The organism is Streptomyces siamensis (assembly GCF_039543605.1).
In the GTDB taxonomy this organism is placed as follows: domain Bacteria; phylum Actinomycetota; class Actinomycetes; order Streptomycetales; family Streptomycetaceae; genus Streptomyces; species Streptomyces siamensis.
Window position 1 is genome coordinate 43474 of the sequence record NZ_BAABKB010000029.1, and the last position, 25391, is coordinate 68864.

Here is a 25391-nt window from a genome sequence, read left to right on the forward strand (position 1 = left end):
GGCGCGGCTCAGCGCCCCTTGTCCACCGGCTCCAGAATCGCCACGCACTCCACGTGATGCGTCATCGGGAACAGATCGAACGCCCGCAGCGTCCGCACCTTGTAGCCGCCGTCGCGGAAGTACGCCAGGTCGCGGGCGAGGGCCGCCGGGTCGCAGGCGACGTAGGCGATGCGGCGGGCGCCCAGGGACGACAGGTGCTCGACCGTCTTCTTGCCGGCGCCGGCGCGGGGCGGGTCGAGGACGATCAGGTCGACCTCGGTGATACCGGTGCGCGGGAGGACCGACTCGACCTTGCCCTGTTCGATGCGGACCCGGTCGAAGGCGGCGACGTTGTGCCGGGCGTCCTCGACCGCTCGCTTGCCCGACTCGATACCGAGGACAGCGCCCGTGTCGCCGAGACGGTCCGCGAGCGCGCCCGCGAAGAGACCGACACCGCAGTACAGGTCGAGCGCCATCTCACCCTTGCGCGGCAGCAGTCCCTGCATGACGGCCTTGACCAGGGTGTCGGCCGCCATCGGGTGGACCTGCCAGAAGCCGCCGCTGCCGACACGGTAGGTACGGCCGTCGGCGCGCTCGCGCACGAACGCGCGGCCGTGGACACGGTGGATGCCGCCGTCCTTCTCCTCGACGCGCATCACGGAGACGGGCTTGTCGAGTTCCACGAGGGGCAGGCGGGCCCCGGGCCGGGGTTCCAGGATCACCATGCGGTCCTGGGATCCGGTCGCGGCGATCGCGTCGACCGAGGCCATGCCGGACCAGTCACGCTCCTCGATGCCGAGTTCGCTGACACCGGGCGCCGCGATCATGCAGTGCTCGATCGGCTCGACCTCGTGCGAGCGGTGGCGGCGCAGCCCGGCATTGCCGTCGGCGTCCACGGCGTACTGGACACGCGTACGCCAGGCCGGCACCTGGCCCGCGGGCAGCTTGTCGCCCTCGGCGGGCATCACCGTGCCGTCCCAGCCGGCCTCCTCGGGCGTGAGGCCCGCGAGCCGCTGGAGCTGCTCGGCGATGACCTCGCCCTTGAGGCGGCGCTGGGCGCCCGGCTTGGCGTGCTGCCAGTCGCAGCCGCCGCAGCGGCCGGGGCCGGCGTAGGGGCAGGGCGCCTCGACGCGGTCCTTCGACGCCTCCAGGACCTGTACGGCGTCGGCGCGCAGGAAACGCGCGCCTTCCTCGCCCTCCGTGACCCGGGCGACGACCCGCTCGCCGGGCAGGGCGTGCCGGACGAAGAGGACCTGGCCCTCGCTGGTGCGGGCGATGCAGTGCCCGCCGTGGGCGACCGGGCCGATCTCGACCTCGTACTCGGCCCCCACCATCGACTTCTTCGGTTCTGCCTGCATGGCGGGGTGACTCCAGTTGAGAAATGGGGGAACGGCCGGACAACAGCCCACCAGTCTACGTGGACGTCGTCCGGCCGTTCACCACGAGGCGGCCGTGCCGGGCCCTGTCCGGCCGTTCCCGGCGGGCGACGCCGGGAACGGCCGGACAGGCCTCAGCCCTTCGTCTGGGAGGACTCCTTGGTCCGCTCCTCCGCCGGACCGCGGCGCACCGCACCCGGCGCGTTCCAGTCCTGCCGCTTGCGGGCGCGCTGCTTGGCCGCCTCGGAGGACACCAGCTGGTAGGGCACGGACGTCACCATGACGCCCGGGGTGAACAGCAGGCGGCCCTTGAGGCGCAGGGCGCTCTGGTTGTGCAGCAGGTGCTCGTACCAGTGGCCGACCACGTACTCGGGGATGATCACGGACACCGCGTCGCGCGGGGACTCCTTGCGCAGCCCCTTCACGTACTCGATGATCGGCCGCGTGATCTCGCGGTACGGCGAGTCGAGGACCTTCAGCGGTACGTCGATGCCGCGCCGCTCCCACTCCTCGCGCAGGGCCTTGGTCTCGGCCGGGTCGACGTTGACGCTGAGCGCTTCGAGGGTGTCGGAGCGCAGCAGCTTGGCGTAGGCGAGGGCACGCAGCGTCGGGCGGTGGATCTTGGAGATCAGGACGACGGAGTGGACGCGGGAGGGGCGGACACTGTCGTCGGAGGGGCCCTCGGGGGCGGCGATCTCCTCGGCCACCCGGTCGTAGTGCCGGCGGATCGCGCTCATCGTCGCGTAGAAGATCACCATGCCGAGCAGGGCGACCCAGGCGCCGTGCGTGAACTTGGTGACCAGGACGACGACCAGGACCAGGCCGGTGAAGAAGGCGCCGAAGGCGTTGATGGCCCGGGAGCGGACCATGTGACGCCGCTTGGCCTGGTCCTTCTCGGTGGCCAGGTGGCGGTTCCAGTGGCGGACCATGCCGGTCTGGCTGAGGGTGAACGAGACGAAGACGCCGACGATGTAGAGCTGGATGAGGCGGGTCGAGTCCGCCCCGTAGATGACGACCAGCAGGGTCGCGGCGCCCGCGAGGAGCACGATGCCGTTGGAGAAGGCGAGGCGGTCACCGCGGGTGTGCAGCTGACGCGGGAGGTAGCGGTCCTGGGCGAGGATCGAGCCGAGCAGCGGGAAGCCGTTGTAGGCGGTGTTGGCGGCCAGGAACAGGACCAGCGCGGTGGCGGCGGCCAGCACGATGAACAGGAAGCTGCCCTTGCCGAAGACGGCCTCGGCGACCTGCGAGATCACCGGGTTCTGGACGTAGCCGGAGCCGACCGGGGCGCCGTTGTGGATCAGGTCGTCGGCCGGGTTCTCGGCCATCCGGACCTTGGTCGACATGGCCAGCGCGATGATGCCGCAGAACATGGTGACGGCGAGCAGGCCCATCAACGCGAGGGTGTTCGCGGCGTTCTTCGACTTGGGCTTGCGGAAGGCCGGGACGCCGTTGGAGATCGCCTCGACGCCGGTGAGCGCGGCACAGCCGGAGGAGAAGGCGCGCAGCAGCAGGAAGACGAGGGCGAAGCCCGCGAGCCCCTGGTGCTCGGCCTTGATGTGGTAGTCGGCGGTCGGCGCGCGCATGGTGTCGTCGAGGACGAGCCCGCGGAAGGCGCCCCACGCGATCATGATGAAGACGCCCGCCACGAAGACGTACGTCGGGATCGCGAAGAGCTTGCCGGACTCCTTGACGCCGCGCAGGTTCATCAGCGTGAGGAGCACGATGACGGCGACCGCGCACGCCACCTTGTGCTCGACGACGAAGGGGATCGCGGAGCCGAGGTTCTCGATGCCGGAGGCGATGGAGACGGCGACGGTCAGGACGTAGTCGACGAGCAGGGCGCTGGCGACGGTCAGTCCCGCCTTGGGACCGAGGTTGGTGTTGGCGACCTCGTAGTCGCCGCCGCCGCTCGGGTACGCGTGCACGTTCTGCCGGTAGGAGGCGACCACCGTGAACATCAGCACGACGACCGCGACGGCGATCCAGGGGCTGAAGTGGTAGGCCGACACACCCGCGATGGACAGGACCAGCAGCACTTCCCCGGGCGCGTACGCGACGGAGGAGAGCGGGTCGGAGGCGAACACGGGAAGGGCGATGCGCTTCGGCAGGAGCGTTTCTCCGAGCCGATCACTGCGCAGTGCGCGCCCGATCAGAATCCGTTTGGGCACGTCGGTCAGTTTGGACACAACAGAGAAGCGTAAGGGTTCGAACACGGGGCCGCCCACCCGCCGCCCCGCTTCGGCACAGCATCTGCTCTCCGAGTGAAAACGGGGACCTGTCCGGCTGCGGATTCCGTGGCCGGACGGATCCACGTGTCTATATGACAAAACCCCGCCCTTGCCCCTGCCGTGGAGGATCCATGCATGTGACCGCGGAGCTGATCGGAGCCGCCGTCGCCCTCGTCGGCCTCGGAATCCTGACCCTGGTGAGTGTCCGCAGCATCACACGCCGCTGATCTCCCTTTCCTCGGCCGCCACCCAGAACCCGCAGGCGAACGTGCACAGGGGTGCCCCGGACGGACCGCGCGTGTGTAGCTTGGGCGGCGGTCTGAGACCCTGTTCACCCTGAGCCGTAACCATCAGATTCGGAAGGACGGTCGTGCACATCGTCATCATGGGCTGCGGAAGAGTGGGCTCCGCTCTTGCCCAGACCCTGGAGCAACAGGGGCACACGGTCGCCGTCATCGACCAGGACCCCACCGCCTTCCGACGACTGGGCTCCGGGTTCGGCGGCCGTCGTGTCACCGGAGTCGGCTTCGACCAGGACACCCTGCGCGAAGCGGGCATCGAGGAGGCCGGCGCGTTCGCCGCGGTCTCCAGCGGTGACAACTCGAACATCATCGCCGCCCGGGTGGCCCGCGAGATGTTCGGCATCGAGAACGTGGCCGCCCGCATCTACGACCCGCGCCGCGCCGAGGTCTACCAGCGCCTCGGCATCCCGACCGTCGCCACCGTCCGCTGGACGGCCGACCAGATGCTGCGCCGGCTGCTGCCCTCGGGCGCCGAGCCGCTGTGGCGCGACCCCACCGGCGGGGTGCAGCTCGCCGAGGTGCACACCTCCTCCGGCTGGGTCGGCCACAAGATCAGCCGCCTCCAGGACGAGACGGGCGTGCGCGTCGCCTTCCTCACCCGGCTGGGCGAGGCGATCCTGCCCTCCTCGCAGACCGTGCTGCAGGAAGGCGACCTGGTGCACGTCATGATGCGCTCCGACGAGGTGGACAAGGTCGAGGCGGCGTTCGCCAAGGGTCCTGAAGAGGAGGCCGGTCACTGATGAGGGTCGCCATTGCCGGTGCCGGCGCCGTGGGCCGCTCGATCGCGGGCGAGCTCCTGGAGAACGGCCACGAGATCCTGCTGATCGACAAGGCGCCGACCGCCATCTCGGTCGAGCGCGTGCCGCAGGCGGAGTGGCTGCTCGCCGACGCCTGCGAGATCACCTCCCTGGACGAGGCCGCGCTCCAGCGCTGCAACGTGGTCATCGCGGCCACCGGTGACGACAAGGTCAACCTCGTCGTCTCCCTGCTCGCGAAGACCGAGTACGGGGTCCCGCGGGTCGTGGCCCGCGTGAACAACCCGAAGAACGAGTGGCTCTTCAACGAGGCCTGGGGCGTCGACGTCGCCGTCTCCACCCCGCGCCTGATGTCGGCCCTCGTCGAGGAGGCCGTCAGCGTCGGCGACCTGGTGCGCCTGCTGCGCTTCAGTCACGGCGACGCCAACCTCGTCGAGCTGACCCTGCCGCCGGAGTCCGCGCTCGCGGGCACCACGGTGGGCGACGTCGAGTGGCCGCAGGACACCTCGCTGGTGACCATCATCCGCGGCACCCGCGTCCTCACCCCCTCCCAGGAGGACTCCCTGGAGGCGGGCGACGAACTCCTCTTCGTGGCCGCGCAGGCCCGCGAGGAGCAGCTGGAGGACCTGCTGTCGGTGCGCCGCGAGGACGCGACCGAGTAGACGGTCCTGAGCGTGTACGACGACGGGGCGCCCGGAGATCTCCGGGCGCCCCGTCGTCGTAGGCGGGCTGTCGGCTGCGGATGCGGGCCGTCGTCGGGGGCCGTCGCCTGTGGATCGTCACGGACCGTCGCCTGCGCGCGATCCCGTCGCCCAAGCTGCCGTCGAGGCTGTCCGAGCTGCCGTCCGCGCCGTCCCGCGGACCCGGCGCCCGTCCCCTCGCGAAGACCGCGCGCTTGAGCCTCGGGGCCCGGCGAGCGTGGCGGGGGCCGGCCCGGCCGCGGGGAGTGCCGTCCCGCGGCAAGGGTGGGCTACGTCTCCCGGCGGTGGCGGGCGGGTGCCGAGTCGCCGTGCTCCGCCGCGAGGGCGGCCTTGCGCTCCTTCTCGGCCTTCTCCTCCGCCTCCATCTCGGCGAAGACGTCGATCGGCGGGGGCGCCTTCGCGAGGAAGACCCAGGTGAGCCAGACGGCGAGGAGGAACGGCGGGATCTTCAGGGCGATGAGGACCCAGCCGAACTGGGTGGTGTCGGCCCACCAGTAGAGCGGGAAGAGCACCGCGCACTTGGCGAGCAGGATCAGGCCCCAGGCCCAACTGGCCTTGGCGTACGCCTTCTTGCGGCCGGGGTTGCGGGTGCGCCAGGAGAGGTTCTCCTTGAACACCGGTCCCAGGATCAGGCCGATCAGCGGGACGCCGGCGAGGGTCGTCACGATGTAGGCGATGGCCAGACCGAGCGTGTAGAGCATGCCCGGCAGGTAGAAGTCCTTCGCGTTGCCCGTCATCATCGCGAAGACCACGCCGAACGCGACGCCGAACACCCCGCTGAAGGCGTGCTTGACGGTGTCCCGCATGACGAGGCGGACCACCACGAGCAGCAGGGACACGCCGAGGGCGGCGATCGCCGACCAGTGCAGGTCCTTGTTGATCGTGAAGATGGTGACGAAGAGCAGGCCGGGCACGACCGTCTCGACCATGCCCCGCACGCCGCCGAACGCATCGAAGAGCGCGGCCTCGGTCACGGCCCTGGAGTCCTGCTGGGCGTCTTCGGTCGGCTTGTCGAGCGACGTCACCGGCTACTCCCGTCCGAGCGGTCTGAGTTCGTACTTCGGGTTGAACAGCACCCTACGGCCCCGGCTCATCGAAATCCGGCCCGATGCGATCAACTTGCGTCCCGGCTCGATCCCGACGATGGAGCGCCGGCCGAGCCAGACCACGTCCAGGGCGGCCGATCCGTCGAACAGCTCGGCCTCCAGGGCCGGGACACCGGCCCGCGGGCGCAGAGTGACCGTGCGCAACGTACCAGTAACCGTGACGATCTGGCGGTCGTGGCAGTCACCGATGCGGGTGCACCCGGTGGTCTCGGTGTCCTCCCGCAGCTCCTCGGACTCCAGGTCCTCCTGGGACGAGGAGAGCCGGTCTATCATCCGCCGGAACCGGCCCGCCGGCTTTTCGGAACGAGGAACAGCACTCATACCGAAAGCGTACCGGGGGCCGCCGACCCGTACGTACCCCCGGCACCATCGTGCGAACTCGCGTGCGACTCATCGCTCGAACCGGTAGCCCATCCCCGGCTCCGTGATGAAGTGCCGCGGATGCGAGGGGTCCACCTCCAGCTTGCGGCGCAGCTGGGCCATGTAGACGCGGAGGTAGTTGGTCTCCGTGCCGTACGACGGTCCCCACACCTCCTGGAGCAGCTGCTTCTGCCCGACGAGGCGGCCCGTGTTGCGCACCAGGACCTCCAGAAGGTGCCACTCGGTGGGCGTCAGGCGGACGTCGCGGCCGTCGCGGTTGACCTTCTTGGCGGCCAGGTCGACGGTGAAGTCGTCGGTCTCGACGATCACGTCGTCCTCGCCGCCCCCGGTGGGCTCCGCCCGGCGCACCGCGGCCCGCAGCCGCGCCAGCAGCTCGTCCATGCCGAAGGGCTTGGTGACGTAGTCGTCGGCGCCCGCGTCGAGCGCCTCGACCTTCTCGTCGGAGGAGTGCCTGGCGGAGAGCACCAGGATCGGGACCCGGGTCCAGCCGCGCAGCCCCCTGATCACCTCCACGCCGTCCATGTCGGGCAGCCCCAGGTCGAGCACGACGACGTCGGGGTGGCGGGCGGCGGCGAGCTGGAGGGCGGTCGCGCCGTCGGGCGCCGCGTCGACCTCGTACTTGCGTGCCCTGAGGTTGATCACCAGGGCCCGGGTGATCTGCGGCTCGTCGTCGACCACGAGGACCCTCGTGGGGGTCCGCGGGTCGCCCCCGGTCGAGCTCAGCATGGGACCTGCCTTTCTGCGCCTGATGGTGTGGTGGCCAGGTCGGGGCGGCGGTCCACCGCCCGCAGCGTGAGCACCATGGTGAGTCCGCCGCCGGGGGTGTCCTCGGCGTTCAGGGTGCCGGCCATCGCCTCGGCGAAGCCGCGGGCGACAGCGAGGCCGAGGCCCACGCCGGCGCCGCGCGGGGCGTCGCCGTAGCGCTGGAACGGCGCGAAGATGCGGTCCTTGGCCTCGTCGGGGACGCCCGGTCCGCGGTCGACGACCCGCACCTCCACCCGGTCGGCGATGGCGCTCGCGGACACCAGGACGCGTTCGTCGGCAGGGCTGTACTTGACAGCGTTCTCGACGAGGTTGGCGACGGCGCGCTCCAGCAGTCCGGCGTCGACGGCGACCATCGGCAGGCTCTCCGGGATCTCCAGCTCCACGCTGTCCTCCGGGACCCCGCCGAGGGCCATCGGCACCACCTCGTCGAGGTCGATCTCGCGGATCAGCGGGGTGACCGTGCCGGTCTGCAGGCGGGACATGTCCAGCAGGTTGCCGACCAGGTGGTCGAGGCGGTCGGCGCCGTCCTCGATGCCTTCGAGGAGCTCCGCCCGGTCCTCCTCGGACCATTCGACGTCCTCGGAGCGCAGCGAGGAGACCGCGGCCTTGATCCCGGCCAGCGGGGTCCGCAGGTCGTGGCTGACGGCCGCCAGCAGCGCGGTGCGGATGCGGTTGCCCTCGGCCAGCTCCTTGGCCTGGGCCGCCTCGTGCTGGAGCCGCTGGCGGTCCAGGACCACCGCGGCTTGCGCCGCGAACGCGGCGAGCACCCGGCGGTCCGAGGCCGGCAGGACGCGTCCGGACAGGGCCAGCGCCATGTGGTCGCCGACCGGCATGTCCACGTCCGCGTCCTCGGGACGGGCGGAGGACTCGGGTCCCACGCTGCCCGCGCAGGTCCACGGGTCGACGTCGCTCTCCCGCTCCAGCAGGGCGACCGACTCCATCGAGAAGGTCTCCCGGACCCGCTCGAGGAGGGCCTCCAGGCTCGTCTCGCCACGGAGCACACTGCCCGCGAGGAAGGACAGGATCTCCGACTCGGCCCGCAGCCGGGCCGCCTGGTGCGTGCGGCGGGCCGCCAGGTCCACGACCGACGCCACCGAGACGGCGACACCGACGAAGATCGCGATGGCGACGATGTTCTTGGGGTCCGCGATGGTCAGCCGGTGCAGGGGCGGCGTGTAGTAGTAGTTCAGCAGGAGGGTGCCGAAGGCCGCGGAGGCCAGTGCCGGGTAGAGGCCGCCGAGGAGCGCCGCCGCGACGGTCACCGTCAGGAACAGCAGCATGTCGTTGGCGAGGCCGAGGTCCATGGTGTTCAGCAGCAGGGCGAGGACGACCGGTCCGAGCACGCCGACCAGCCAGCCCCAGATGATCCGGGAGCGACCGAGCCGTGCCCCGCGCGCCACCGGCAGGCCGCGCCCCTTGGCGACCTCTTCGTGGGTGACGATGTGGACGTCCAGGTCGGGGCCGGACTCGCGGGCGACGGTGGTGCCGACCCCCGGCCCGAAGACGTACTGCCAGGTCTTGCGGCGGGAGGAGCCGAGCACGATCTGGGTGGCGTTGACGCCCCGCGCGAAGTCCAGGAGCGAGGCGGGGATGTCGTCGCCGACGACGTGGTGGAAGGTACCGCCGAGGTCCTCGACGAGGGTGCGCTGGACGGCCAGTTCCTTGGGCGAGGCGGAGGTCAGTCCGTCGCTGCGCGCGATGTAGACGGCCATCACCTCGCCGCCCGCGCCCTTCTCCGCGAGCCGGGCCGCGCGCCGGATCAGCGTGCGCCCCTCCGGTCCGCCGGTCAGGCCCACCACGATGCGCTCCCGCGATCCCCAGATCTTGGAGACCCGGTGCTCGCTGCGGTATTCGGTGAGGTATTCGTCGACCCGGTCGGCGACCCAGAGCAGGGCGAGCTCGCGCAGGGCGGTGAGGTTGCCGGGCCGGAAGTAGTTGGACAGGGCGGCGTCGACCTTGTCGGACTTGTAGATGTTGCCGTGCGCCATCCGCCGCCGCAGCGCCTGTGGCGACATGTCGACGAGCTCGATCTGGTCCGCCCTGCGCACCACCTCGTCCGGCACGGTCTCCCGCTGTCGTACGCCCGTTATGGACTCCACGACGTCGCCGAGTGACTCCAGGTGCTGGATGTTGACCGTCGAGACGACGTCGATGCCGGCCGCGAGCAGTTCCTCGACGTCCTGCCACCGCTTGTCGTTGCGCGAGCCGGGCACATTGGTGTGGGCGAGTTCGTCCACCAGGGCGACGGCCGGGGCGCGCTCCAGGACGGCGTCCACGTCCATCTCGGTGAAGACGGAGCCGCGGTGCTCCAGTTCCCTGCGCGGCACCTGCTCCAGGCCGTGCAGCATCACCTCGGTGCGCGGCCGGTCGTGGTGCTCCACGAAGGCGACCACGCAGTCGGTACCGCGTTCGACGCGCCGGTGCGCCTCGGAGAGCATGGCGTACGTCTTGCCGACGCCCGGTGCCGCACCGAGGTAGATCCGAAGCTTGCCGCGTGCCATGAGCCCTATTGTCTTCCTGTCACTGCCGTGTACGCAGCGTCGACCTTACGGCCATGAATTCCGGCAAAGGGGGCGTCGGGGCAGACGGGGGGCGTCTTTGACGCAACTCTGACGCGGCGGCGCAGGTACGGACACGGGTCGCGCGTTCGGCACGCCCGGCCGGGCGGACGGCCTCAGGCGGCACGGGCCGCCCGGGACGTTCAGGCGGAGGCCTCCCTCGGCTGCTGCCGGGGCAGCACGGAGCCGGTGCGCCGGGCCGCGCTCTGAGCCGGCATCGGCCCGGCCTCGGCCGGCACGAGCTCCTGGAGCGCGGGGTCGGCCGTCACCAGCCACGCCAGCATCTGCCTCAGCCGCAGCCGCCGGGGCGCCTCCGTCGCCGGATCGGTGATCAGTTCGGCCAGCCAGGTCACCGCGATCTCGGTCACGCCCGCGGCCTGGAGGTCCAGCAGCAGCTGGAGCTCACCGCTCTGCGGCGCGGAGGGGAAGCCCAGGACGTGCCGCCACAGGGTGAGCGCCGCGTCGCGTTCGCCGAGGGCGGCCAGCTCCCGGGCCAGCGTCCGCCGCTGCCCCCAGTAGAGACGCCGGTGCGTCATGGCGGTCTCCAGCACCCACGGCACCACGGCGTGGCCCTCGTTGCCCAGCAGGACCTGCAGTCCGCGCAGCACGTCGGACACGTCCGCCGAGGGGAGGTCGACGAGTTCCCGGGCGAACCGTCCCACCACCACGTCCGTCGTACGGTCCTCGAAGCGCGGCAGGGCGTCCAGCACTCCGTTGAGCCAGTTGGAGTCCTCGCCCAGTTTCGGATGGGCCGACCAGATCCGTTCGAGCCCGACGACGGCGTCGTGCCCGCCGGTCTTGAGCAGCACCCGCGCGGCATCCGCGTAGCTGTCCCGTCGTACGTTGGGCGTGCCCAGGGCGAGCTCGGCCATCTCCCCCGCCCGGTCGAGCGCACCGGCGTCGAAGAGGGCCTTCGCGGCGGGCGGGCGGTCGTACGAGGACAGCAGCCGGCCCCCGTCGAGGCGCTGCATGATCTGGTCGGCCCCCTCGACGCCGACCGCGGCCAGCCAGGTGGCGACGGTGTCCCCGGTCCCGTACACGCCCCAGCGTTCCTCACCGAAGACGTCGCGCGCCCAGTCGGCCGTGGTGCCGTCCGCAGTGAAAGGGGCGATCGTGCGGAGCAGCATGGCCGGGTGCCAGTAGTAGTGGCCGAGATCGGCGCTGCTGCGTTCGAACGCCGCGATGATCGCCTCGGTGGCCTCCGTGCCGCGGGCCTTGACCCACATCTCGGCCGCCCATTCGAGTGCGTTCAGCGGAACGGAGTCCACGCCGAGCATCTTGTGGGCGATCCGTGCGGCGGCCGCCTCGGCGCCGAGCTTGTCGAGGGTCTTGCCCACGGCCCATCGTCGGGCCTGCGCGGTGTCGGGCAGGGCGAGCGCCAGCCGCTCCGCCTCGGCCACCGCGCGGTCCGGCGCCGACGTCAGCCATGCCTCGACGGCACGCTCGGTCTCGGGTCCGTACGCCGTCGGTTCCCGCAGGACGCGCAGGGCCAGCTCCTCCGCGTCCTGCGCCCGCCCCAGGGTGGCGAGCGCCTCGGCTGCGAGGGACATCTCCCAGGCATTGGCGTCCGGCTTGTCGACCATCTGCCAGGCCCGCTCGCGCACCGCTTCCCGGGCGCCCTCGCCCAGAGTGCAGGCGATCCGGGCAGCCCGGCCGAGCAGCCCGTACACGCCGCTGAGCACGAGGCCCAGCAGCTCCTGAGTGATCTCGGCGCTCCCGGCCTTCGCGTACGCCTCGACGGCGTAGAACCGCACACCGGCCTCGAGGAACTCGCTGCGGGCCATGCCTTCCAGGCGGTCCAGCACCCCGGGCTGTCCCCCGAGCGCCCCCAGCACCTGGGCGGCCCGTTCCCGGTACTCCTCGTCGACCGCGCCCCGGGCCACGCCCTCCAGACGGCCGAAGGTCTCTTCCCGGTCCGCCGCGCCGAAGGCGACGCCCTCGGCCGCCAGCAGTCCGGCGAGCAGCGGCCTCTCATGGCCTCCGACGGCCCCGACGCGCAGTTGTTCGGCGAGCCGGCCCGCGTCGCAGTCCTCGCGTTCGCCCCAGAGGCAGAGGACGAACATGGCCAAGGTGCGCTCGTCGTCCTTGAAGGCGCGCAGGATCCACTCCTCGGCCTCGGAGAACGCGGGATCGAGCTGCTGCACGTAGGAACGGGCGGCGAAGTACTCGGCGAAGGAGTGGTGCAGGAAGCGGTAGTCGTCCTCGTCGCGGACGAGCAGGCCGGTGCCCTGCAGGAACTCCCGCGCGTCGGCCTCCCAGTCCGTCTCGGCCCATCCCTCGCACAGCCGCGGCCGGAACCATTCCAGGGCCGCCTCCAGCAGCGACGACTCGCCTTCCAGACGGCATGTGCCGAGCACGCCGAGGACTTGCCGCTTGTGCTGGTTGAACCACAGGTGCAGCTCGCGCCGCCCGGGATCGTCGCGGTAGCGGCGCATCAGCCCCTGGCGCACGGCACCCTCACTGCCCGCTCCTCGCGTCAGCAGGTGCTCGAAGAACCGCTGGTAGAGGCTGAGTCTGCTGGTCGGCAGCGGATGGGTCGGCGCCGCAGTCGCCGTGACAGCGGCGATGGTGGCGAGCAGCGGGTTGCGGACCAGGTCGCTCAGCCGGCCGTCCTCGGTCTCGCCGAGGAAGCGGTCGGCCGCGGTTCGTGCCTGTTCCTTGTCCTGGTGTTGTGCCGCGAACCACTTCGCCGCGAAGTCGCGCAGTTCGTCCGTGCCGAACGGCTCCATGCGGTACTCACCGATCAGCGCTCCCCGCAGCGGCGCCAGCTCGGGATCGGACAGCGGGCGGCTGGTGATGACGAAGCGGTAGTCGCTGTCGGTCCGGGCGTGCTGCGCGATCATCCGGACCACCTCGGCGCGCGACTCGCGGTCGGCGATCTCGTCGAGCCCGTCCACCAGGACCATCCAGCGCGCTCCGTGCATCCGCCCGAGGAACAGGCGTGCGTCGGGGTCGGCGACGAGGCTGTGACCGAGGGTGCGCCGCAGGGCCTGGCACAGCACGGCGCTCCAGGATCCGGCCTGGTCGACGAGGGTGCGCGCCGCGACGCGGACCGGGAGCACCGGCTCGGCCACGGGCGCCTCCAGGCTCGTGTCCTCGCGCAGCCAGATCCGCGAGAGGGTCCACGCCAGATGACTCGACAACGTCGACTTCCCGGCGCCCGGCTCGCCCGTGATCAGCAGGTGCTCGTGGCGGGCGAGGGCCTCCGGCACAGGGAGCTGCGCGTCGATGGTCTGTGTCTCGTCGCGGGCGGCCGAGTCCCCCTGAGCGGCCGAACCGCTTTCGAGCTGGGTGGAATTGCGGGCACTCCCCTCCGTCGAGAGGCCCCGGGCCCGCATGCGTTGGCGCACGTAGACCGCCGAGAGCGGCGGTTCGGCGACGCCGAGCATGTCGTACGGCAGCCGCTCCACAGCTTTCGCCTGCGCCTCGAGGAGGTTGCGGACGGCCGGGTTCGGCAGGGGGAGCTCGGTCCACTCCTTCAGCCGGGGTGCGGCCGCCTGACGGCTCTCGGCGCCGGCCCGGTCGAGCGCCTCCTTGGCCCGGACCCACAGCGGGACGATCTCGTCCGGGTCGCGCTCCAGCGCGACGGCCAGGGAGCGCAGGACGGGCAGCTTCAGCAGCCGGGTGGTGCTGCACGCGCCGTAGACGACGTTCTTGTGGGCCATCTCCGCGCGGACCACCGCATGGGGGCTTTCGTAGCCTGCGTCGGCTATCGCCCGCCGGAACCACGCGGCCAGCTCTTCGAGCGCCGGGTACCGCTCCGTGTCGCCCTTCGGTGGACGGCCCCCAGCCATACGTCTCCCTGCACCCGGGCGGCACTCGGTTTCCCGCAGTTTCTCCAGCGTAGTGGGAAACCCTTGCGGGCTCGGAGAGTTGGGGCAAGCCCGTCACCCTCCGGCATCCAGGAGCCCGCCATGACCGCGATCGACCCCTTCGCCTCGCTCACCGCCGCCGTTCTCACCGTCGCCCCGGGACTGTTCGCGCTGGCTCGTTCCTGGATCCGGCACCGGACGGTGGTGCGGACCGAGGAGGAGAACACGCGCCGCACCCTGATCGCCGTGGCAGGGTCCGATCCGCGCCGGCGCGCGGAGGTGGTGCGGGCGTGTGCCGCCCTGCGCCCGGTGCCGGAGCGGCAGGAGCGGGGCCGGCGGTGACCCGCCGTGGCGGGCGGTGTGCGCCCGTGGCGGGACGCGGCGGCGCCGTCAGTGTTCGACGATCTCGCCGTCGCTCAGCTCCAGCACCCGGTCGGCGAGGTCGAGCAGGGCCGCGTCGTGCGTGGCGACGAGGGCGGTGACCTGCTCGCTGCGGACGACTGCGCGCAGCAGTTCCATCACGGCGATGCCGGTCTCCGCGTCGAGTTGCCCGGTGGGCTCGTCGGCGATCAGGAGGGCGGGGTTGTTGGCCAGAGCGCGGGCGATGGCCACGCGCTGCTGCTGGCCGCCGGACAGCTCGCCGGGCCGCTGCGCCGCGTGGTCGGCGAGGCCGACGAGCGAGAGCAGCAGTTCCACGCGCTCCTCGCGCTCGCGCGGGTCGGCCCGGCGCAGCCGCAGCGGTACGCCGACGTTCTCGGCGGCGGTGAGGATGGGGATGAGCCCGAAGGACTGGAAGACGAAGCCGATGCGGTCGCGGCGCAGTCCCAGCAGGCCGTTCTCGTCGAGGCCCGACAGGTCGAGGCCGTCCACGGTGATGCGGCCCTCGTCCGGCTCGTCGAGACCGCCCACGAGGTTGAGCAGGGTGGTCTTGCCGGATCCGGAGCGGCCCTTGAGGGCGACGAGCTCGCCGCGCGGCACGTCGAAGGAGACCCCGCGCAGTGCGTGCACGGCGGCGGCTCCGGTGCCGTAGGAACGATGGACGTTCTCGACCCGCAGCATGGTGTCGGTGGCGACCTGACTCATGTTCCTCCCCCGTCGGCCGGGCGCCAGTATGTCCAGCGGGCGCCCGGCCGGGCAATGGGTCAGCCGAGGTTGTCACCGTGGGTCAGCGTCTCCCAGGCCACGAACAGGTTGTTGCTGCCGGCCGGGCGGTTCTGCTCGGTCAGCCGCTGGGTGTTGGTCATCGCGATGCCCAGGCGGTTGTGCAGGGCGTTGTAGCCGACCTCGGTGACCGGTCCGAGCCCGAGGTTCAGGGACCCGCCGCACAGCCAGCTCGGGGCGGCCTCGCCCAGCTGGTACTTGGACTGGAAGCCGAGTGCCTGGCGCAGCCGCTCGCCGACGTCGGTGCCGTACAGGTCCTGGCCCTGGATGCGGCTGGTCTCGGCGATGTGCGAGATGGCGGAGATGCCGTAGCCGGTGTGCGTGAAGTCGCGGCAGGTCTCCTGGGTGAGTCCGGTGACGAAGGTGGACTGCCCCTGCCAGTAGTTGACGATCTTCGCCTTGGTGTCGAGGTTCTGGCTCGGCACGGTCTTCGGCAGGTCGCCGTCCGAGGCGAGGTAGACGTAGGCGGCGGTACGCGTCCGGAACTTCGCCATGGCCTTGTCGTACGACGTCCTGTCCTCCAGGAAGACGGAGATGCCGACGGCGGCCTCCATCATCGACAGCTCCCAGTTCCCGTTGGAGTTCGAGCCGTTGATGATCTCGGGCAGGTAGACGTCGCGCAGCATGGTCGCGAAGCGGCCGGAGTTGGCCCACGTCCCGGTGTACGTGTACTTGATGATCTCGGCGGCCTTCGGCCAGGAGGAGCCGGCCCAGCCGGTCTGCAGGGGCGCGTTGCTGTTGGTGTGGTCCTTGATCACCGCCGACCAGGCGTCCATCAGCTCGATGGCCTTCTTGGCGTACCGGTCGTCGCGCGTGATGTACCAGGCGAGCGCGTCGGTGTACGCGGCGATCGCGTCCTCGCGCTCGTCGGTGCACCCGTAGTTGGGGTTGGAGTACGAGCCGCACTCGACGGTCGCGCGGGGCTTGGCGGTGCGGCTCAGTGAGGCGTACTTGCTCGCCGTCATCTGGTCGAAGGCGCCCTTCCAGGGCTGGGCGCCCGCGTTGACCTCGGTGCGTGCGAAGTCCAGCTGGCTCTTGGAGACGGTGACTCCGGGGTGCGCGAAGACGGCGGGCGCGGCCTCGGCCCGATGGGCACCGGGCCAGGAGACGAGGGTGCCCACGAGCGCCGCGGTCGCGGCGGCGACGGTGGCGAGGACGAGGGGGCGCCGTCTGCGGTGGTGCCGTGTGGGGGTGTCGGGCATGTGGGGGCCATCCATTCTCGTATGTGAACGACACATGGAATGCTGAACACGCGCGTTGGCCGGTGACCATAGGTATGGACCAGCCTTCCGTCAAGGCCTGAAGAAAGACCCGCAGCTCAACTACCGTTCATGGATGAGAACTTGGCCGGGCCCGGACATACGAAAGGGCCGCACCCCCTTGGGGAGGTACGGCCCGAGCTCGCATGTGTCCCTCGGCCGGCGGCGGCCCGGTGCTCCCGGGTCCGTCGGTCTCGGAGCACCCGTCAGCGGACCTCGGTGATCTCCGGTCCGCGCTGGAGCTGTCCCATGCCGCCGGAGAAGCGGGAACCGCCCTGCTCCTCCTGCTGGACACCCTCGGGGACCATCTGCGCGTCGTTCGGCAGCTTCAGGACGATCGGGTCGCGGGGGGCCATCGGGCCCTCGCCGCGGACGACGACCGTGTCCCGGAAGATCTGCTCCAGCAGACCCGCGGCCTGCGGCTGCACCGCGCCCTGCCCGGAGATCACTCCGCGCAGGAACCAGCGGGGACCGTCCACGCCGACGAACCGCACGACCTGGAAACCGCCCGTGCCGTCCGGCAGCTGCACCGGAACCTGCGCACGCAGCTCCCAGCCCAGCGGACCCTCGACCTCGTCGATGACACCGCCCTGCTGGGTGATGCCGGAGGCGATCTCCTCGCGCACCTCGCCCCAGATGCCCTCGCGCTTGGGAGCGGCGAAGGCCTGCAACTGGACGGCACTGTCCTTGAGGACCACGGTCGCCGCGACGATCGCGTCGCCCGCGACCTCGACCCGCAGTTCCATGCCGTCGACCCCGGGCACGAAAAGACCGCCCAGGTCCACCCGGCCCTCGGCCGGCTCACGGACCTCGGAGCTGTCCCAGGGTCCGTCGGGGCGGGGCTCGGGCTCGAGCCTCACGCGCTCCCGCTCCTCCGCCTCGTCCGCCTCAGTGTCGACGCCGTCGACGACCTGCTCGGCCTCGCCCGCCGCGTCCTCGGCGGCACTGCCCTTCTTGCGACGTCCGAACACGTCACTGTCCTTCCCGGTCGGATACGACCGAAGCGTATCGATTCCCACCCGTTGTGCTGCCCACGGCGGCATGACCGCCGGTAGACCCGAAGCCCCCTGCGGCCCGCGCCGTGTCGGGAAGCTCCGCCACCTCCTCGAAGCGGACCCTCTCGACCTGCTGGACGACCAGTTGAGCAATCCGGTCGAAGCGCTCGAACCGCACGGACTCGCGCGGGTCGAGATTCACCACGATCACCTTGATCTCCCCACGGTACCCGGCATCCACCGTCCCCGGGGCATTCACGAGGGCGACACCGCAGCGTGCGGCGAGCCCGGAACGGGGGTGCACGAAGGCCGCGTACCCCTCGGGCAGCGCGATGGACACCCCGGTGGGGAGCACGGCCCGCTCACCGGGCGCCAGTTCGCAGCTCTCGGTGGTGCGCAGATCGGCTCCCGCGTCGCCCGGGTGCGCGTACTCGGGCAGCGGTACGTCGGGGTCCACGCGCCTGATCAGCACGGGGAGTTGTCCGCCGGGGTCACGGGTCACGGGTTCACCTCGAAGGCACGGACTCGCCGGCTCTGGTCCGGGTCGTTCATGGCCGCGTGGATCTCCTCCTGGCGGCCGTTCTCGATGAAGTGGTCGACCTTCACCTCGACGAACAGGCCGTCCGCGCGGACGGCCACGGGCCCGTCGGGGCCGCCGATCCGCCCGGTGGCGGTGGAGTAGATCTTGCGGCCGGCCACCGCGGTGACCTCGGCCTCCAGGTGGAGCACGGTGCCGACGGGCACCGGGCGCCGGAAGTCGGTCTCCAGCCGCCCCGTCACGGCGATGGTGCGCAGCAGCCAGTTCAGCGAGCCGAGCGTCTCGTCCAGCGCGGTGGCGAGGACGCCGCCGTGCGCGAGGCCCGGGGCGCCCTGATGGGCGGGCCGCACGGTGAACTCCGCGGTGATCCGGACACCTTCGCCGGCGCGGGCCTCCAGATGCAGCCCGTGCGGCTGCTCACCGCCACAACCGAAACACTGTTCGTAGTGGGCGCCGAGGAGTTCCCCGGGGGCGGGCGCGTCGGGGTGCCGCACCGGCGCGACGGCGTCGGCGGGAGGCGTCAGAGCTGCGGAAGTACCACTCACAGGCGCAGACCTTACCCGCGAGTCGGCCCACCGTACGCACCGTGTCAAGCTTGGCTTCATGCAGCTCTCCGCCTCGCCGTACGAAGAACGCCTCACCGCACCCCGCTCCTGGTGGCTGGTGTGCTTCATGGTCGGGGTCGCGATGGCCCTGATCCTGCTGCCGTTCGGCACGCTGCCGTTGCTGGGCGGCCTGGTCGGCGGAACCGCGGTCTCGGCGGTCGTGGCCAGTTCGTACGGCTCGATCCGCATCCGGGTCGTCGGTGACTCGCTGATCGCGGGCGAGGCGAAGATCCCTCTCGCGGCCCTCGGCGACGCCGAGATCATGGACCGGGAGGAGGCGCGCGCCTGGCGTACGTACAAGGCCGATCCCCGCGCCTTCATGCTCCTGCGCGCCTACATCCCCACGGGCCTGCGCGTCCAGGTCACGGACCCGCAGGACCCGACGCCGTACCTGTACCTGTCGACCCGGGAGCCGGAGCGCCTGGCGGCGGCCCTGAAGTCGTCCCGCGCCGAGGCGTGACTCGCGGCCGCACCGTCCGGCGACGGCCGCGTACGCGCGGCACGGCGGCCCGCTCCGTCGAGCCGGGCCCGGCGCACGCACGCGTGCCCTGAGGCGGCTCCAGGGGCCCGGGGAGCGCGCCGTGCGCGTCTTCCCGACCCGATCGGCCGGGGCGCGCGGAGCGGACGTGCCTCAGCGGCCCAGCTCTCTGGGGATCTCGCCGAGGCGCAGGGGGTCCGCCGGTTTCTCCAGCGGCGGCAGTTCGGGCAGCGCGTCCCACGGCACCTGCATCTTCCGCAGGTCCTTGCGGATGCGGGACGCCAGGCGTCTGGTGTCGCGGCGGTTCATGAGCGCGCCGACCGCCGCTCCGACCATGAACGGCATCAGGTTGGGCAGGTCCCGCACCGTCCGCTTCATGATCTGCTGGCGCATCTCGCGCTTCATCTGGCCGCCCAGTGCGGCGTTGATCGTCGACGGCTTCGTCACGTCGATACCGCGCTCCCCCGACCAGGAGTTCAGGTACGCGGTGCTGCGCTCTTTCAGATTGCCGGGCGGCCGCAGGCCGTAGACCTCGTGGAGCTCGGCGATCATCTTGAGCTCGATCGCGGCCACGCCGGTGATCTCGGCGGCGAGCTCGGTGGGCATCGCCGGCGGCACCGGCAGCATGGCGGCGGCACCGATCCCGGCGCCGACCGTGGACGTCGCGGCGGCCGCGCCCGCGACGAGCTTGTCCGCGAGCTCCTCGGGCCCGAGGCCCGGGAATTGCCTGCGGAGGGTCGCGAGGTCCCGTACGGGCACACGCGGGGCGTTGTCGATGATCCTGTCGGCGACATAGGCCAGCCCCGCCTTGGCGCGGCTGCTGCCCTTCTGGACGCCTTTCAGGACCCCGTCCCTGACAGCCGCCGCGCGGCGCGTGGCCGTGCGTGCGGGAGGGGCCTGAGGGGCCTCCAGGGCGCCGCCTGAGGGCGGCTCGTCGAGCGAGGCTGATCCCGGTGCGGAAGAGCCTCGCTCGTCGTCACGTACGCCTTCAGAGCCGCCGTACGGCCCTTCGTCCGCTCCCCGCCGGGAGGAGCGGCGCTTCCAAGGAGGGGTCGAGCCAGTCACGGCCGACCCTGCCTCAGTCGCAGTCGCGGCAGATCGGCTGGCCGTTCTTCTCGCGGGCCAGCTGGCTGCGGTGGTGCACCAGGAAGCAGCTCATGCAGGTGAACTCGTCCTGCTGCTTGGGCAGGACCCGGACGGCGAGCTCCTCGTTCGAGAGGTCCGCACCGGGCAGTTCCAGGCCTTCTGCGGCCTCGAACTCATCTACGTCGACGGACGAGGTCGACTTGTCGTTCCGGCGTGCCTTCAGCTCTTCAAGGCTGTCCGAGTCGACGTCGTCGTCGGTCTTGCGTGGGGTGTCGTAATCCGTTGCCATGTCGCTCTCCCCCTCTGGGTGTCTGCGGTGTCTCCAGCGCACGTAACGCGTGAGAGGCCGGACTTGTGCCCGACCCGAGGCGGAGATTTTGCCTCACATCAAGGTCTGTTACTCAATCGACACCCAACCGGACTCCTCAAGAGTGATCGGCTTGGATGGCGATGCGGACCGTACACGGTCCTGATGGCGCACTTCAAAGGCGTCTCACCGTGTACTTCCCGTGATCAAGACCCCCGAAAACCCGGATTTTCCCGGCTTTCCGACAGCCTGCATGATCACGGAGAGTAGATGGCCTGAAAATCGCCCTTGTGATCGATCACACACGACTCTCCCGGACGGGTGGCCGGAAAATTCCGCGCAAAGCGAACATCGCCGCGTGTGCGGGACATGCTCTCAGATCGGAAGGGTGACGCGCATCACGAGCCCACCTCCGTCACGTGGCTCCGCGGTGATGTGCCCGCCGTGCGCGCGGGCCACCGACCGGACGATCGACAGGCCGAGGCCCACGCCCTTGTCGCTGCCCGTGCGCTCGGTGCGCAGCCGCCGGAAGGGCTCGAAGAGGTTGTCGATCTCGTACGCCGGCACCACCGGACCCGTGTTCGACACGACCAGGACCGCCTGTCCGTGCTCGGCCGCCGTGGTGACCTCGACCCAGCCGCCCTCCGGCACGTTGTACCGGACGGCGTTCTGCACGAGGTTCAGGGCGATCCGCTCCAGCAGCACGCCGTTGCCCTGGACGACGGCGGGCTTCCGCTCGCCCCGGATCTCCACGCCCTTGGCCTCCGCCTCGGCGTGCACCTGGTCGACGGCCTGCTCGGCGACCTCGGCGAGGTCCACCGGCTTGCGCTCGACGATCTGGTTGTCGCTGCGGGCGAGCAGCAGCAGGCCCTCGACGAGCTGTTCGCTGCGCTCGTTGGTGGCGAGGAGCGTCTTGCCGAGCTGCTGGAGCTCGACCGGCGCCCCCGGATCAGAGAGGTGCACCTCCAGGAGCGTGCGGTTGATCGCGAGCGGGGTGCGCAGCTCGTGAGAGGCGTTCCCGACGAACCGCTGCTGGGCGGTGAAGGCACGCTGGAGCCGCTCCAGCATGTCGTCGAAGGTGTCCGCCAGCTCCTTCAGCTCGTCGTCCGGCCCGTCCAGCTCGATCCGCCGGGAGAGGTCCGAGCCGGCCACCGCGCGCGCGGTGCGGGTGATCCGGCCGAGCGGCGAGAGCACCCGGCCGGCCATCGCGTAGCCGAAGGCGAAGGCGATGATGGCGAGGCCGAGCAGCGCGAGCAGCGAGCGGCTGAGCAGGTTGTCCAGGGCGGCCTGGCGCTGCTGGTCGATGCAGTGGCTGATCGCGGCGTTGAAGGCATCGAGCGACAGGCCCGAGTTCACCGCGGGGCAGTTGTCGCTGGTGACCTTGATGTCGGTGCCGCCGGCGATCCTGAAGAGCGGCTCGTTGCCGGTGTTCAGTGCCTGCGCCGCGAGCAGGTAGATGATCGACAGCAGCATGATGCCGGCGATCAGGAACATGCCGCCGTAGAGCAGCGTGAGCCGTATGCGGATGGTCGGACGCAACCAGGGGAACGGGGGCTCCGGCCTTCTCGGTTCCCAGGTGGGCTTGGGGGGCGCCGCGGGGGGCGCCGGGGTCGCGGCCACGGCGGTCAGATCCTGTAGCCGGAGCCGGGCACGGTGACGATGACCGGGGGCTCGCCGAGCTTGCGGCGCAGGGTCATCACGGTCACGCGTACGACGTTGGTGAAGGGGTCCGTGTTCTCGTCCCAGGCCTTCTCGAGGAGCTGCTCGGCGGAGACGACGGCGCCCTCACTGCGCAGCAGCACCTCCAGGACGGCGAACTCCTTGGGCGCGAGCTGGACCTCCTTGCCGTCGCGGAAGACCTCCCGGCGGTTGGGGTCGAGCTTGATCCCGGCACGCTCCAGGACGGGCGGCAGCGGCACGCTCGTGCGCCGCCCGAGGGCACGCACGCGTGCCGTCAGCTCGCTGAACGCGAACGGCTTGGGCAGATAGTCGTCGGCGCCGATCTCCAGCCCCTCCACGCGGTCGCTGACGTCACCGGACGCGGTGAGCATCAGCACGCGCGTGGGCATCCCGAGCTCGACGATCTTCCGGCAGACGTCGTCGCCGTGCACGAGCGGGAGGTCGCGGTCGAGGACGACCACGTCGTAGTCGTTCACGCCGATGCGCTCCAGGGCGGCCGCACCGTCGTACACGACGTCGACGGCCATGGCCTCCCGGCGCAGTCCGGTGGCCACCGCATCGGCGAGCAGCTGCTCGTCCTCGACGACGAGTACGCGCACGTCGCTAGTCCTTCCTCTGTCCACCCGCGCGACGGCACTTGGGCGCACGCGGGCAGGGCTTGTCACGGGTGAGGGCTCCATCCTGCCCTTTTCGGCCGTAAACCGGCTGTAAGACGGTGACAGGGGGGCGGGGCTCCGGTCCCGGGGCCCGGGAATGCCAGATTTTCTCGTCGGGTTGAGGTTTCCACGGAAGGAAGCGGGGGGAGGACGGCTTTACACCCCGCGATCACGCTCTGCACAGGGCAAGCCACCTTGTGGTACGTCCAACCGCTTCCGCAGAGCGGGCGTGGATGTCCGGCACCGTCGCCGCCCGGCCTGGGCAGCGCTGGGCACCCATCTGGAGACGTGATCGCCCCTTCCGACGGCACACCCCCGTGCCACCCGACCCACGACCCAGGACGAGGGGGCGCAGCATGGACGCATTCACCGCAGGACTTCTGCAGCGCATAAGGGCGACCGAGTCCGACCTGACGCGGGCTCGCGAGACAGGCGACGACTTCCTCGCGGAGGTCGAGCAGGGCGAGCTCGACGACCTGCACCGCCTTGCCGCCGAGCACGGTGTGGAGGTCGGCGCGTCGCGCGTCTGATCGGTTCGTAGGAGAGCGGGGCCCCGGTATCGATCCAGTGCCGGGGCCCCGCTCCTTTGCGTTCCCGCGCGCTTCCGGCACCGGTCGTGGTGCCGTGCGCGCGGCCGGGCTCAGTCGTGCCAGGCGCCGAAGTCCTCCAGGAGGCGCTGGAGGGGCTCGAAGACACCGGGCGAGGCGGCGATCGCGAGATCGCGTGCGGGGCGCTCTCCGGGGCGTCCACCGGTCAGCGCGCCCGACTCCCTGGCGATCAGGTCCCCCGCGGCGAGGTCCCAGGGGTGCAGTCCGCGTTCGTAGTAGCCGTCGAGCCGGCCCGCGGCCACGTCGCACAGGTCGACCGCCGCGGAGCCGGAGCGCCGGATGTCCCGCAGCAGCGGGATCAACTGCTGGGCGACGTCGGCCTGGTGGGCCCGGACCTGGGCCACGTAGTTGAAGCCGGTCGAGACCAGGGCCTGGTCGAGGGGCGGCGCGGGACGGCAGGCCAGCCTGCGCTGCCCGGCCCAGGCACCGACGGCGTAGGCGCCCCGGCCGCGCACCGCGTGATACGTCTCACCGCGCATCGGCACCGCCACCACCCCGACGACGGTCTCCCCGTCCTGCTCGGCGGCGACGGACACGGCCCAGGTCGGCAGTCCGTACAGGTAGTTGACCGTGCCGTCGAGCGGGTCGACGACCCAGCGGATGCCGCTCGTGCCCTCGCTGGAGGCGCCCTCCTCGCCGAGGAGACCGTCGTCCGGGCGGTGTTCGGCGATGAGGTCGGTGATCAGCTTCTCGGCGGCGATGTCCATCTCGGTGACGACGTCGATCGGGCTGGACTTGGTGGCGGCGACCGCGAGGTCCGCCGGACGCCCGTCCCTCAGCAGCTCGCCGGCGCGGCGCGCCGCTTCCTGGGCGAGCTGCAGCAGTTCGGTGTGCAGGGGCTCGGTCACGGGGCTCCTCACGCGTACGGGCTGTCGGCGCCCGCGGCGGCGGGCTTGGGGGCACGGGCCGGGCAGCAGCCCACCGGGCACACGTCGTGGCTCGCGCCCAGCGTGCCGAGCGCGCAGGGGGCGACGTGCCGTCCGTTCTCCGTCGCGGCGCGCTCCAGGACGAGGTCGCGGATCGCCGCCGCGAACCGCGGATCGGCGCCCACGGTGGCGGAGCGGCGCACCGGCAGTCCGAGTTCCGCGGCCTTCGCCGTCGCCTCCGTGTCCAGGTCGTACAGGACCTCCATGTGGTCCGAGACGAACCCGATGGGGGCCATCACGACGGCCGGGGCGCCGGCGCCGTGCAGCTCCTCCAGGTGGTCGCAGATGTCCGGCTCCAGCCACGGGATGTGCGGGGCACCGGAGCGCGACTGGTAGACGAGCCGCCAGGGGTGCTCGATGCCGGTCTGCTCGCGCACCGCGTCGGCGACGAACCGGGCGACGTCCAGGTGCTGCCGGACGTAGGCGCCCCCGTCGCCGTGCCCCTCGACGGGGCCGGAGGTGTCCGCCGCCGTGTCCGGGATGGAGTGCGTGGTGAAGGCGAGGTGGGCACCTGCGCGCACGTCCTCGGGCAGGTCGGCGAGCGCCTTCAGGACGCCTTCGAGCATGGGCTCGACGAATCCGGGGTGGTTGAAGTAGTGCCGCAGCTTGTCGATCCGCGGCGGCTCCAGCCCCTCCGCCTCCAGGGTGGCCAGCGCCGCGGCGAGGTCCTCGCGGTACTGACGGCAGCCCGAGTAGGAGGCGTAGGCGCTGGTGGCGAGGACGAGGACGCGGCGGCGGCCGTCGGCGGTCATCTCGCGCAGGGTGTCGGTCACGTACGGCGCCCAGTTGCGGTTGCCCCAGTAGACCGGCAGGTCGAGGCCGTGGTCGGCGAAGTCCTTGCGCAGGGCATCCAGCAGGGCGCGGTTCTGGTCGTTGATGGGGCTGATCCCGTCGAACAGGAAGTAGTGCTGCCCCACCTCCTTGAGCCGTTCCTTGGGGATGCCGCGCCCTCGCGTCACGTTCTCCAGGAACGGAACCACGTCGTCCGGGCCCTCCGGGCCGCCGAACGAGAGCAGGAGCAGGGCGTCGTAAGGGGTGGCATCGAGCGCATCTGGCATGCGTCCGATCCTGCCACCCGTCACTGACGGGCGGGAAACGACGGGGCGGCGGGAGAGCAGGTGGCGGGCGT

Annotated in this window: 23 protein-coding genes; 5 read left to right on the forward strand and 18 right to left on the reverse strand. The window is 71.3% G+C overall.

Annotated features, from left to right (window positions below; genetic code table 11):
• Positions 1-8: 8 nt before the first annotated feature.
• Together ABEB03_RS30080 and ABEB03_RS30085 are read right to left on the reverse strand one after the other, a co-directional pair.
• The gene (locus tag ABEB03_RS30080; protein WP_345656045.1) at positions 9-1337 is read right to left on the reverse strand and encodes a class I SAM-dependent RNA methyltransferase; all 1329 of its coding nucleotides are present in this window, start codon (positions 1335-1337) and stop codon (positions 9-11) included.
• Positions 1338-1489: 152 nt separating this feature from the next.
• Positions 1490-3541 (reverse strand): APC family permease, encoded by a 2052-nt coding sequence (locus ABEB03_RS30085; RefSeq protein ID WP_345656046.1) that lies wholly within the window; start codon positions 3539-3541, stop codon positions 1490-1492.
• A gap of 412 nt (positions 3542-3953) precedes the next feature.
• Here ABEB03_RS30085 and ABEB03_RS30090 point away from each other — a divergent pair, with 412 nt between their 5' ends.
• Positions 3954-4625 carry a potassium channel family protein gene (locus ABEB03_RS30090; protein ID WP_028802244.1) on the forward strand — a complete coding sequence of 224 codons (672 nt, stop codon included), beginning with the start codon at positions 3954-3956 and terminating at the stop codon, positions 4623-4625.
• A complete protein-coding gene (locus ABEB03_RS30095) occupies positions 4625-5302 on the forward strand; it encodes a potassium channel family protein (protein WP_095937147.1) in 678 nt (225 codons plus the stop codon). The genes ABEB03_RS30090 and ABEB03_RS30095 overlap by 1 nt, the downstream gene beginning before the upstream one ends.
• A 308-nt stretch (positions 5303-5610) precedes the next feature.
• On the opposite strand, the gene ABEB03_RS30100 is transcribed toward ABEB03_RS30095, so the two are convergent.
• From ABEB03_RS30100 to ABEB03_RS30120, 5 genes are all read right to left on the reverse strand, one after another.
• Positions 5611-6366, reverse strand: a complete 756-nt coding sequence (locus ABEB03_RS30100; RefSeq protein WP_345656047.1) for a DUF3159 domain-containing protein — start codon at positions 6364-6366, stop codon at positions 5611-5613.
• A 3-nt stretch (positions 6367-6369) separates the two neighbouring features.
• The gene (locus ABEB03_RS30105) at positions 6370-6768 is read right to left on the reverse strand and encodes an OB-fold nucleic acid binding domain-containing protein (RefSeq protein WP_078629174.1); all 399 of its coding nucleotides are present in this window, start codon (positions 6766-6768) and stop codon (positions 6370-6372) included.
• 69 nt (positions 6769-6837) lie between these two features.
• Positions 6838-7554, reverse strand: a complete 717-nt coding sequence (locus tag ABEB03_RS30110; protein ID WP_095937145.1) for a response regulator — start codon at positions 7552-7554, stop codon at positions 6838-6840.
• Positions 7548-10094, reverse strand: a complete 2547-nt coding sequence (locus ABEB03_RS30115) for a sensor histidine kinase KdpD (RefSeq protein ID WP_345656048.1) — start codon at positions 10092-10094, stop codon at positions 7548-7550. The genes ABEB03_RS30110 and ABEB03_RS30115 overlap by 7 nt, the downstream gene beginning before the upstream one ends.
• A 200-nt stretch (positions 10095-10294) precedes the next feature.
• On the reverse strand, positions 10295-13945 hold the full coding sequence (locus ABEB03_RS30120) for a hypothetical protein (protein WP_345656049.1): 3651 nt from the start codon (positions 13943-13945) through the stop codon (positions 10295-10297).
• Between the two features lie 120 nt (positions 13946-14065).
• On the opposite strand from ABEB03_RS30120, the gene ABEB03_RS30125 reads away from it, so the two are divergent.
• A complete protein-coding gene (locus ABEB03_RS30125) occupies positions 14066-14305 on the forward strand; it encodes a hypothetical protein (RefSeq protein WP_345656050.1) in 240 nt (79 codons plus the stop codon).
• Positions 14306-14353: 48 nt separating this feature from the next.
• Here the strand turns inward: ABEB03_RS30125 and ABEB03_RS30130 are convergent, their stop codons facing one another.
• The 5 genes from ABEB03_RS30130 to ABEB03_RS30150 form a co-directional block, all read right to left on the reverse strand.
• Positions 14354-15046, reverse strand: coding sequence for an ABC transporter ATP-binding protein (locus tag ABEB03_RS30130; RefSeq protein ID WP_028802250.1), 693 nt, complete (start codon positions 15044-15046; stop codon positions 14354-14356).
• Between the two features lie 59 nt (positions 15047-15105).
• Positions 15106-16326, reverse strand: coding sequence for an alginate lyase family protein (locus ABEB03_RS30135; RefSeq protein WP_345656051.1), 1221 nt, complete (start codon positions 16324-16326; stop codon positions 15106-15108).
• Between the two features lie 263 nt (positions 16327-16589).
• Complete coding sequence (locus tag ABEB03_RS30140) at positions 16590-17354, reverse strand: DUF3710 domain-containing protein (RefSeq protein ID WP_028802252.1); 765 nt, start codon at positions 17352-17354, stop codon at positions 16590-16592.
• Position 17355: 1 nt separating this feature from the next.
• Complete coding sequence (gene dut / locus ABEB03_RS30145) at positions 17356-17880, reverse strand: dUTP diphosphatase (RefSeq protein WP_095937141.1); 525 nt, start codon at positions 17878-17880, stop codon at positions 17356-17358.
• Positions 17877-18461 carry a PaaI family thioesterase gene (locus tag ABEB03_RS30150; protein WP_345656052.1) on the reverse strand — a complete coding sequence of 195 codons (585 nt, stop codon included), beginning with the start codon at positions 18459-18461 and terminating at the stop codon, positions 17877-17879. Before ABEB03_RS30150 ends, dut begins: the two co-directional genes overlap by 4 nt.
• Before the next feature lie 58 nt (positions 18462-18519).
• Between ABEB03_RS30150 and ABEB03_RS30155 the strand changes: the two genes are divergently transcribed.
• Positions 18520-18981, forward strand: a complete 462-nt coding sequence (locus ABEB03_RS30155; protein ID WP_345656053.1) for a DUF3093 domain-containing protein — start codon at positions 18520-18522, stop codon at positions 18979-18981.
• Between the two features lie 171 nt (positions 18982-19152).
• On the opposite strand, the gene ABEB03_RS30160 is transcribed toward ABEB03_RS30155, so the two are convergent.
• From ABEB03_RS30160 to ABEB03_RS30175, 4 genes are all read right to left on the reverse strand, one after another.
• Positions 19153-20064, reverse strand: coding sequence for a hypothetical protein (locus ABEB03_RS30160; protein ID WP_345656054.1), 912 nt, complete (start codon positions 20062-20064; stop codon positions 19153-19155).
• A gap of 13 nt (positions 20065-20077) precedes the next feature.
• Positions 20078-20374 (reverse strand): DUF4193 domain-containing protein, encoded by a 297-nt coding sequence (locus ABEB03_RS30165; protein WP_003997302.1) that lies wholly within the window; start codon positions 20372-20374, stop codon positions 20078-20080.
• 393 nt (positions 20375-20767) lie between these two features.
• Positions 20768-22012 carry a sensor histidine kinase gene (locus ABEB03_RS30170; protein WP_345656055.1) on the reverse strand — a complete coding sequence of 415 codons (1245 nt, stop codon included), beginning with the start codon at positions 22010-22012 and terminating at the stop codon, positions 20768-20770.
• Positions 22013-22017: 5 nt separating this feature from the next.
• Positions 22018-22671, reverse strand: coding sequence for a response regulator transcription factor (locus tag ABEB03_RS30175; protein WP_010983842.1), 654 nt, complete (start codon positions 22669-22671; stop codon positions 22018-22020).
• 413 nt (positions 22672-23084) lie between these two features.
• On the opposite strand from ABEB03_RS30175, the gene ABEB03_RS30180 reads away from it, so the two are divergent.
• Positions 23085-23258 carry a hypothetical protein gene (locus ABEB03_RS30180; protein ID WP_179332611.1) on the forward strand — a complete coding sequence of 58 codons (174 nt, stop codon included), beginning with the start codon at positions 23085-23087 and terminating at the stop codon, positions 23256-23258.
• Between the two features lie 110 nt (positions 23259-23368).
• Here ABEB03_RS30180 and ABEB03_RS30185 read toward each other — a convergent pair whose 3' ends face one another.
• Both ABEB03_RS30185 and ABEB03_RS30190 read right to left on the reverse strand, forming a co-directional pair.
• A complete protein-coding gene (locus ABEB03_RS30185; protein WP_345656056.1) occupies positions 23369-24184 on the reverse strand; it encodes an inositol monophosphatase family protein in 816 nt (271 codons plus the stop codon).
• A gap of 8 nt (positions 24185-24192) precedes the next feature.
• Positions 24193-25320 carry a ferrochelatase gene (locus tag ABEB03_RS30190; RefSeq protein ID WP_345656057.1) on the reverse strand — a complete coding sequence of 376 codons (1128 nt, stop codon included), beginning with the start codon at positions 25318-25320 and terminating at the stop codon, positions 24193-24195.
• Positions 25321-25391 lie beyond the last annotated feature (71 nt).

Coding starts and splice junctions, on each gene's coding strand:
- ABEB03_RS30080 (WP_345656045.1), bottom strand. CDS start 1,337: ATGCAGGCAGAACCGAAGAAGTCGATGGTGGGGGCCGAGTACGAGGTC.
- ABEB03_RS30095 (WP_095937147.1), top strand. CDS start 4,625: ATGAGGGTCGCCATTGCCGGTGCCGGCGCCGTGGGCCGCTCGATCGCG.
- ABEB03_RS30105 (WP_078629174.1), bottom strand. CDS start 6,768: ATGAGTGCTGTTCCTCGTTCCGAAAAGCCGGCGGGCCGGTTCCGGCGG.
- ABEB03_RS30110 (WP_095937145.1), bottom strand. CDS start 7,554: ATGCTGAGCTCGACCGGGGGCGACCCGCGGACCCCCACGAGGGTCCTC.
- ABEB03_RS30115 (WP_345656048.1), bottom strand. CDS start 10,094: ATGGCACGCGGCAAGCTTCGGATCTACCTCGGTGCGGCACCGGGCGTC.
- ABEB03_RS30120 (WP_345656049.1), bottom strand. CDS start 13,945: ATGGCTGGGGGCCGTCCACCGAAGGGCGACACGGAGCGGTACCCGGCG.
- ABEB03_RS30125 (WP_345656050.1), top strand. CDS start 14,066: ATGACCGCGATCGACCCCTTCGCCTCGCTCACCGCCGCCGTTCTCACC.
- ABEB03_RS30130 (WP_028802250.1), bottom strand. CDS start 15,046: ATGAGTCAGGTCGCCACCGACACCATGCTGCGGGTCGAGAACGTCCAT.
- ABEB03_RS30135 (WP_345656051.1), bottom strand. CDS start 16,326: ATGCCCGACACCCCCACACGGCACCACCGCAGACGGCGCCCCCTCGTC.
- ABEB03_RS30155 (WP_345656053.1), top strand. CDS start 18,520: ATGCAGCTCTCCGCCTCGCCGTACGAAGAACGCCTCACCGCACCCCGC.
- ABEB03_RS30165 (WP_003997302.1), bottom strand. CDS start 20,374: ATGGCAACGGATTACGACACCCCACGCAAGACCGACGACGACGTCGAC.
- ABEB03_RS30180 (WP_179332611.1), top strand. CDS start 23,085: ATGGACGCATTCACCGCAGGACTTCTGCAGCGCATAAGGGCGACCGAG.
- ABEB03_RS30190 (WP_345656057.1), bottom strand. CDS start 25,320: ATGCCAGATGCGCTCGATGCCACCCCTTACGACGCCCTGCTCCTGCTC.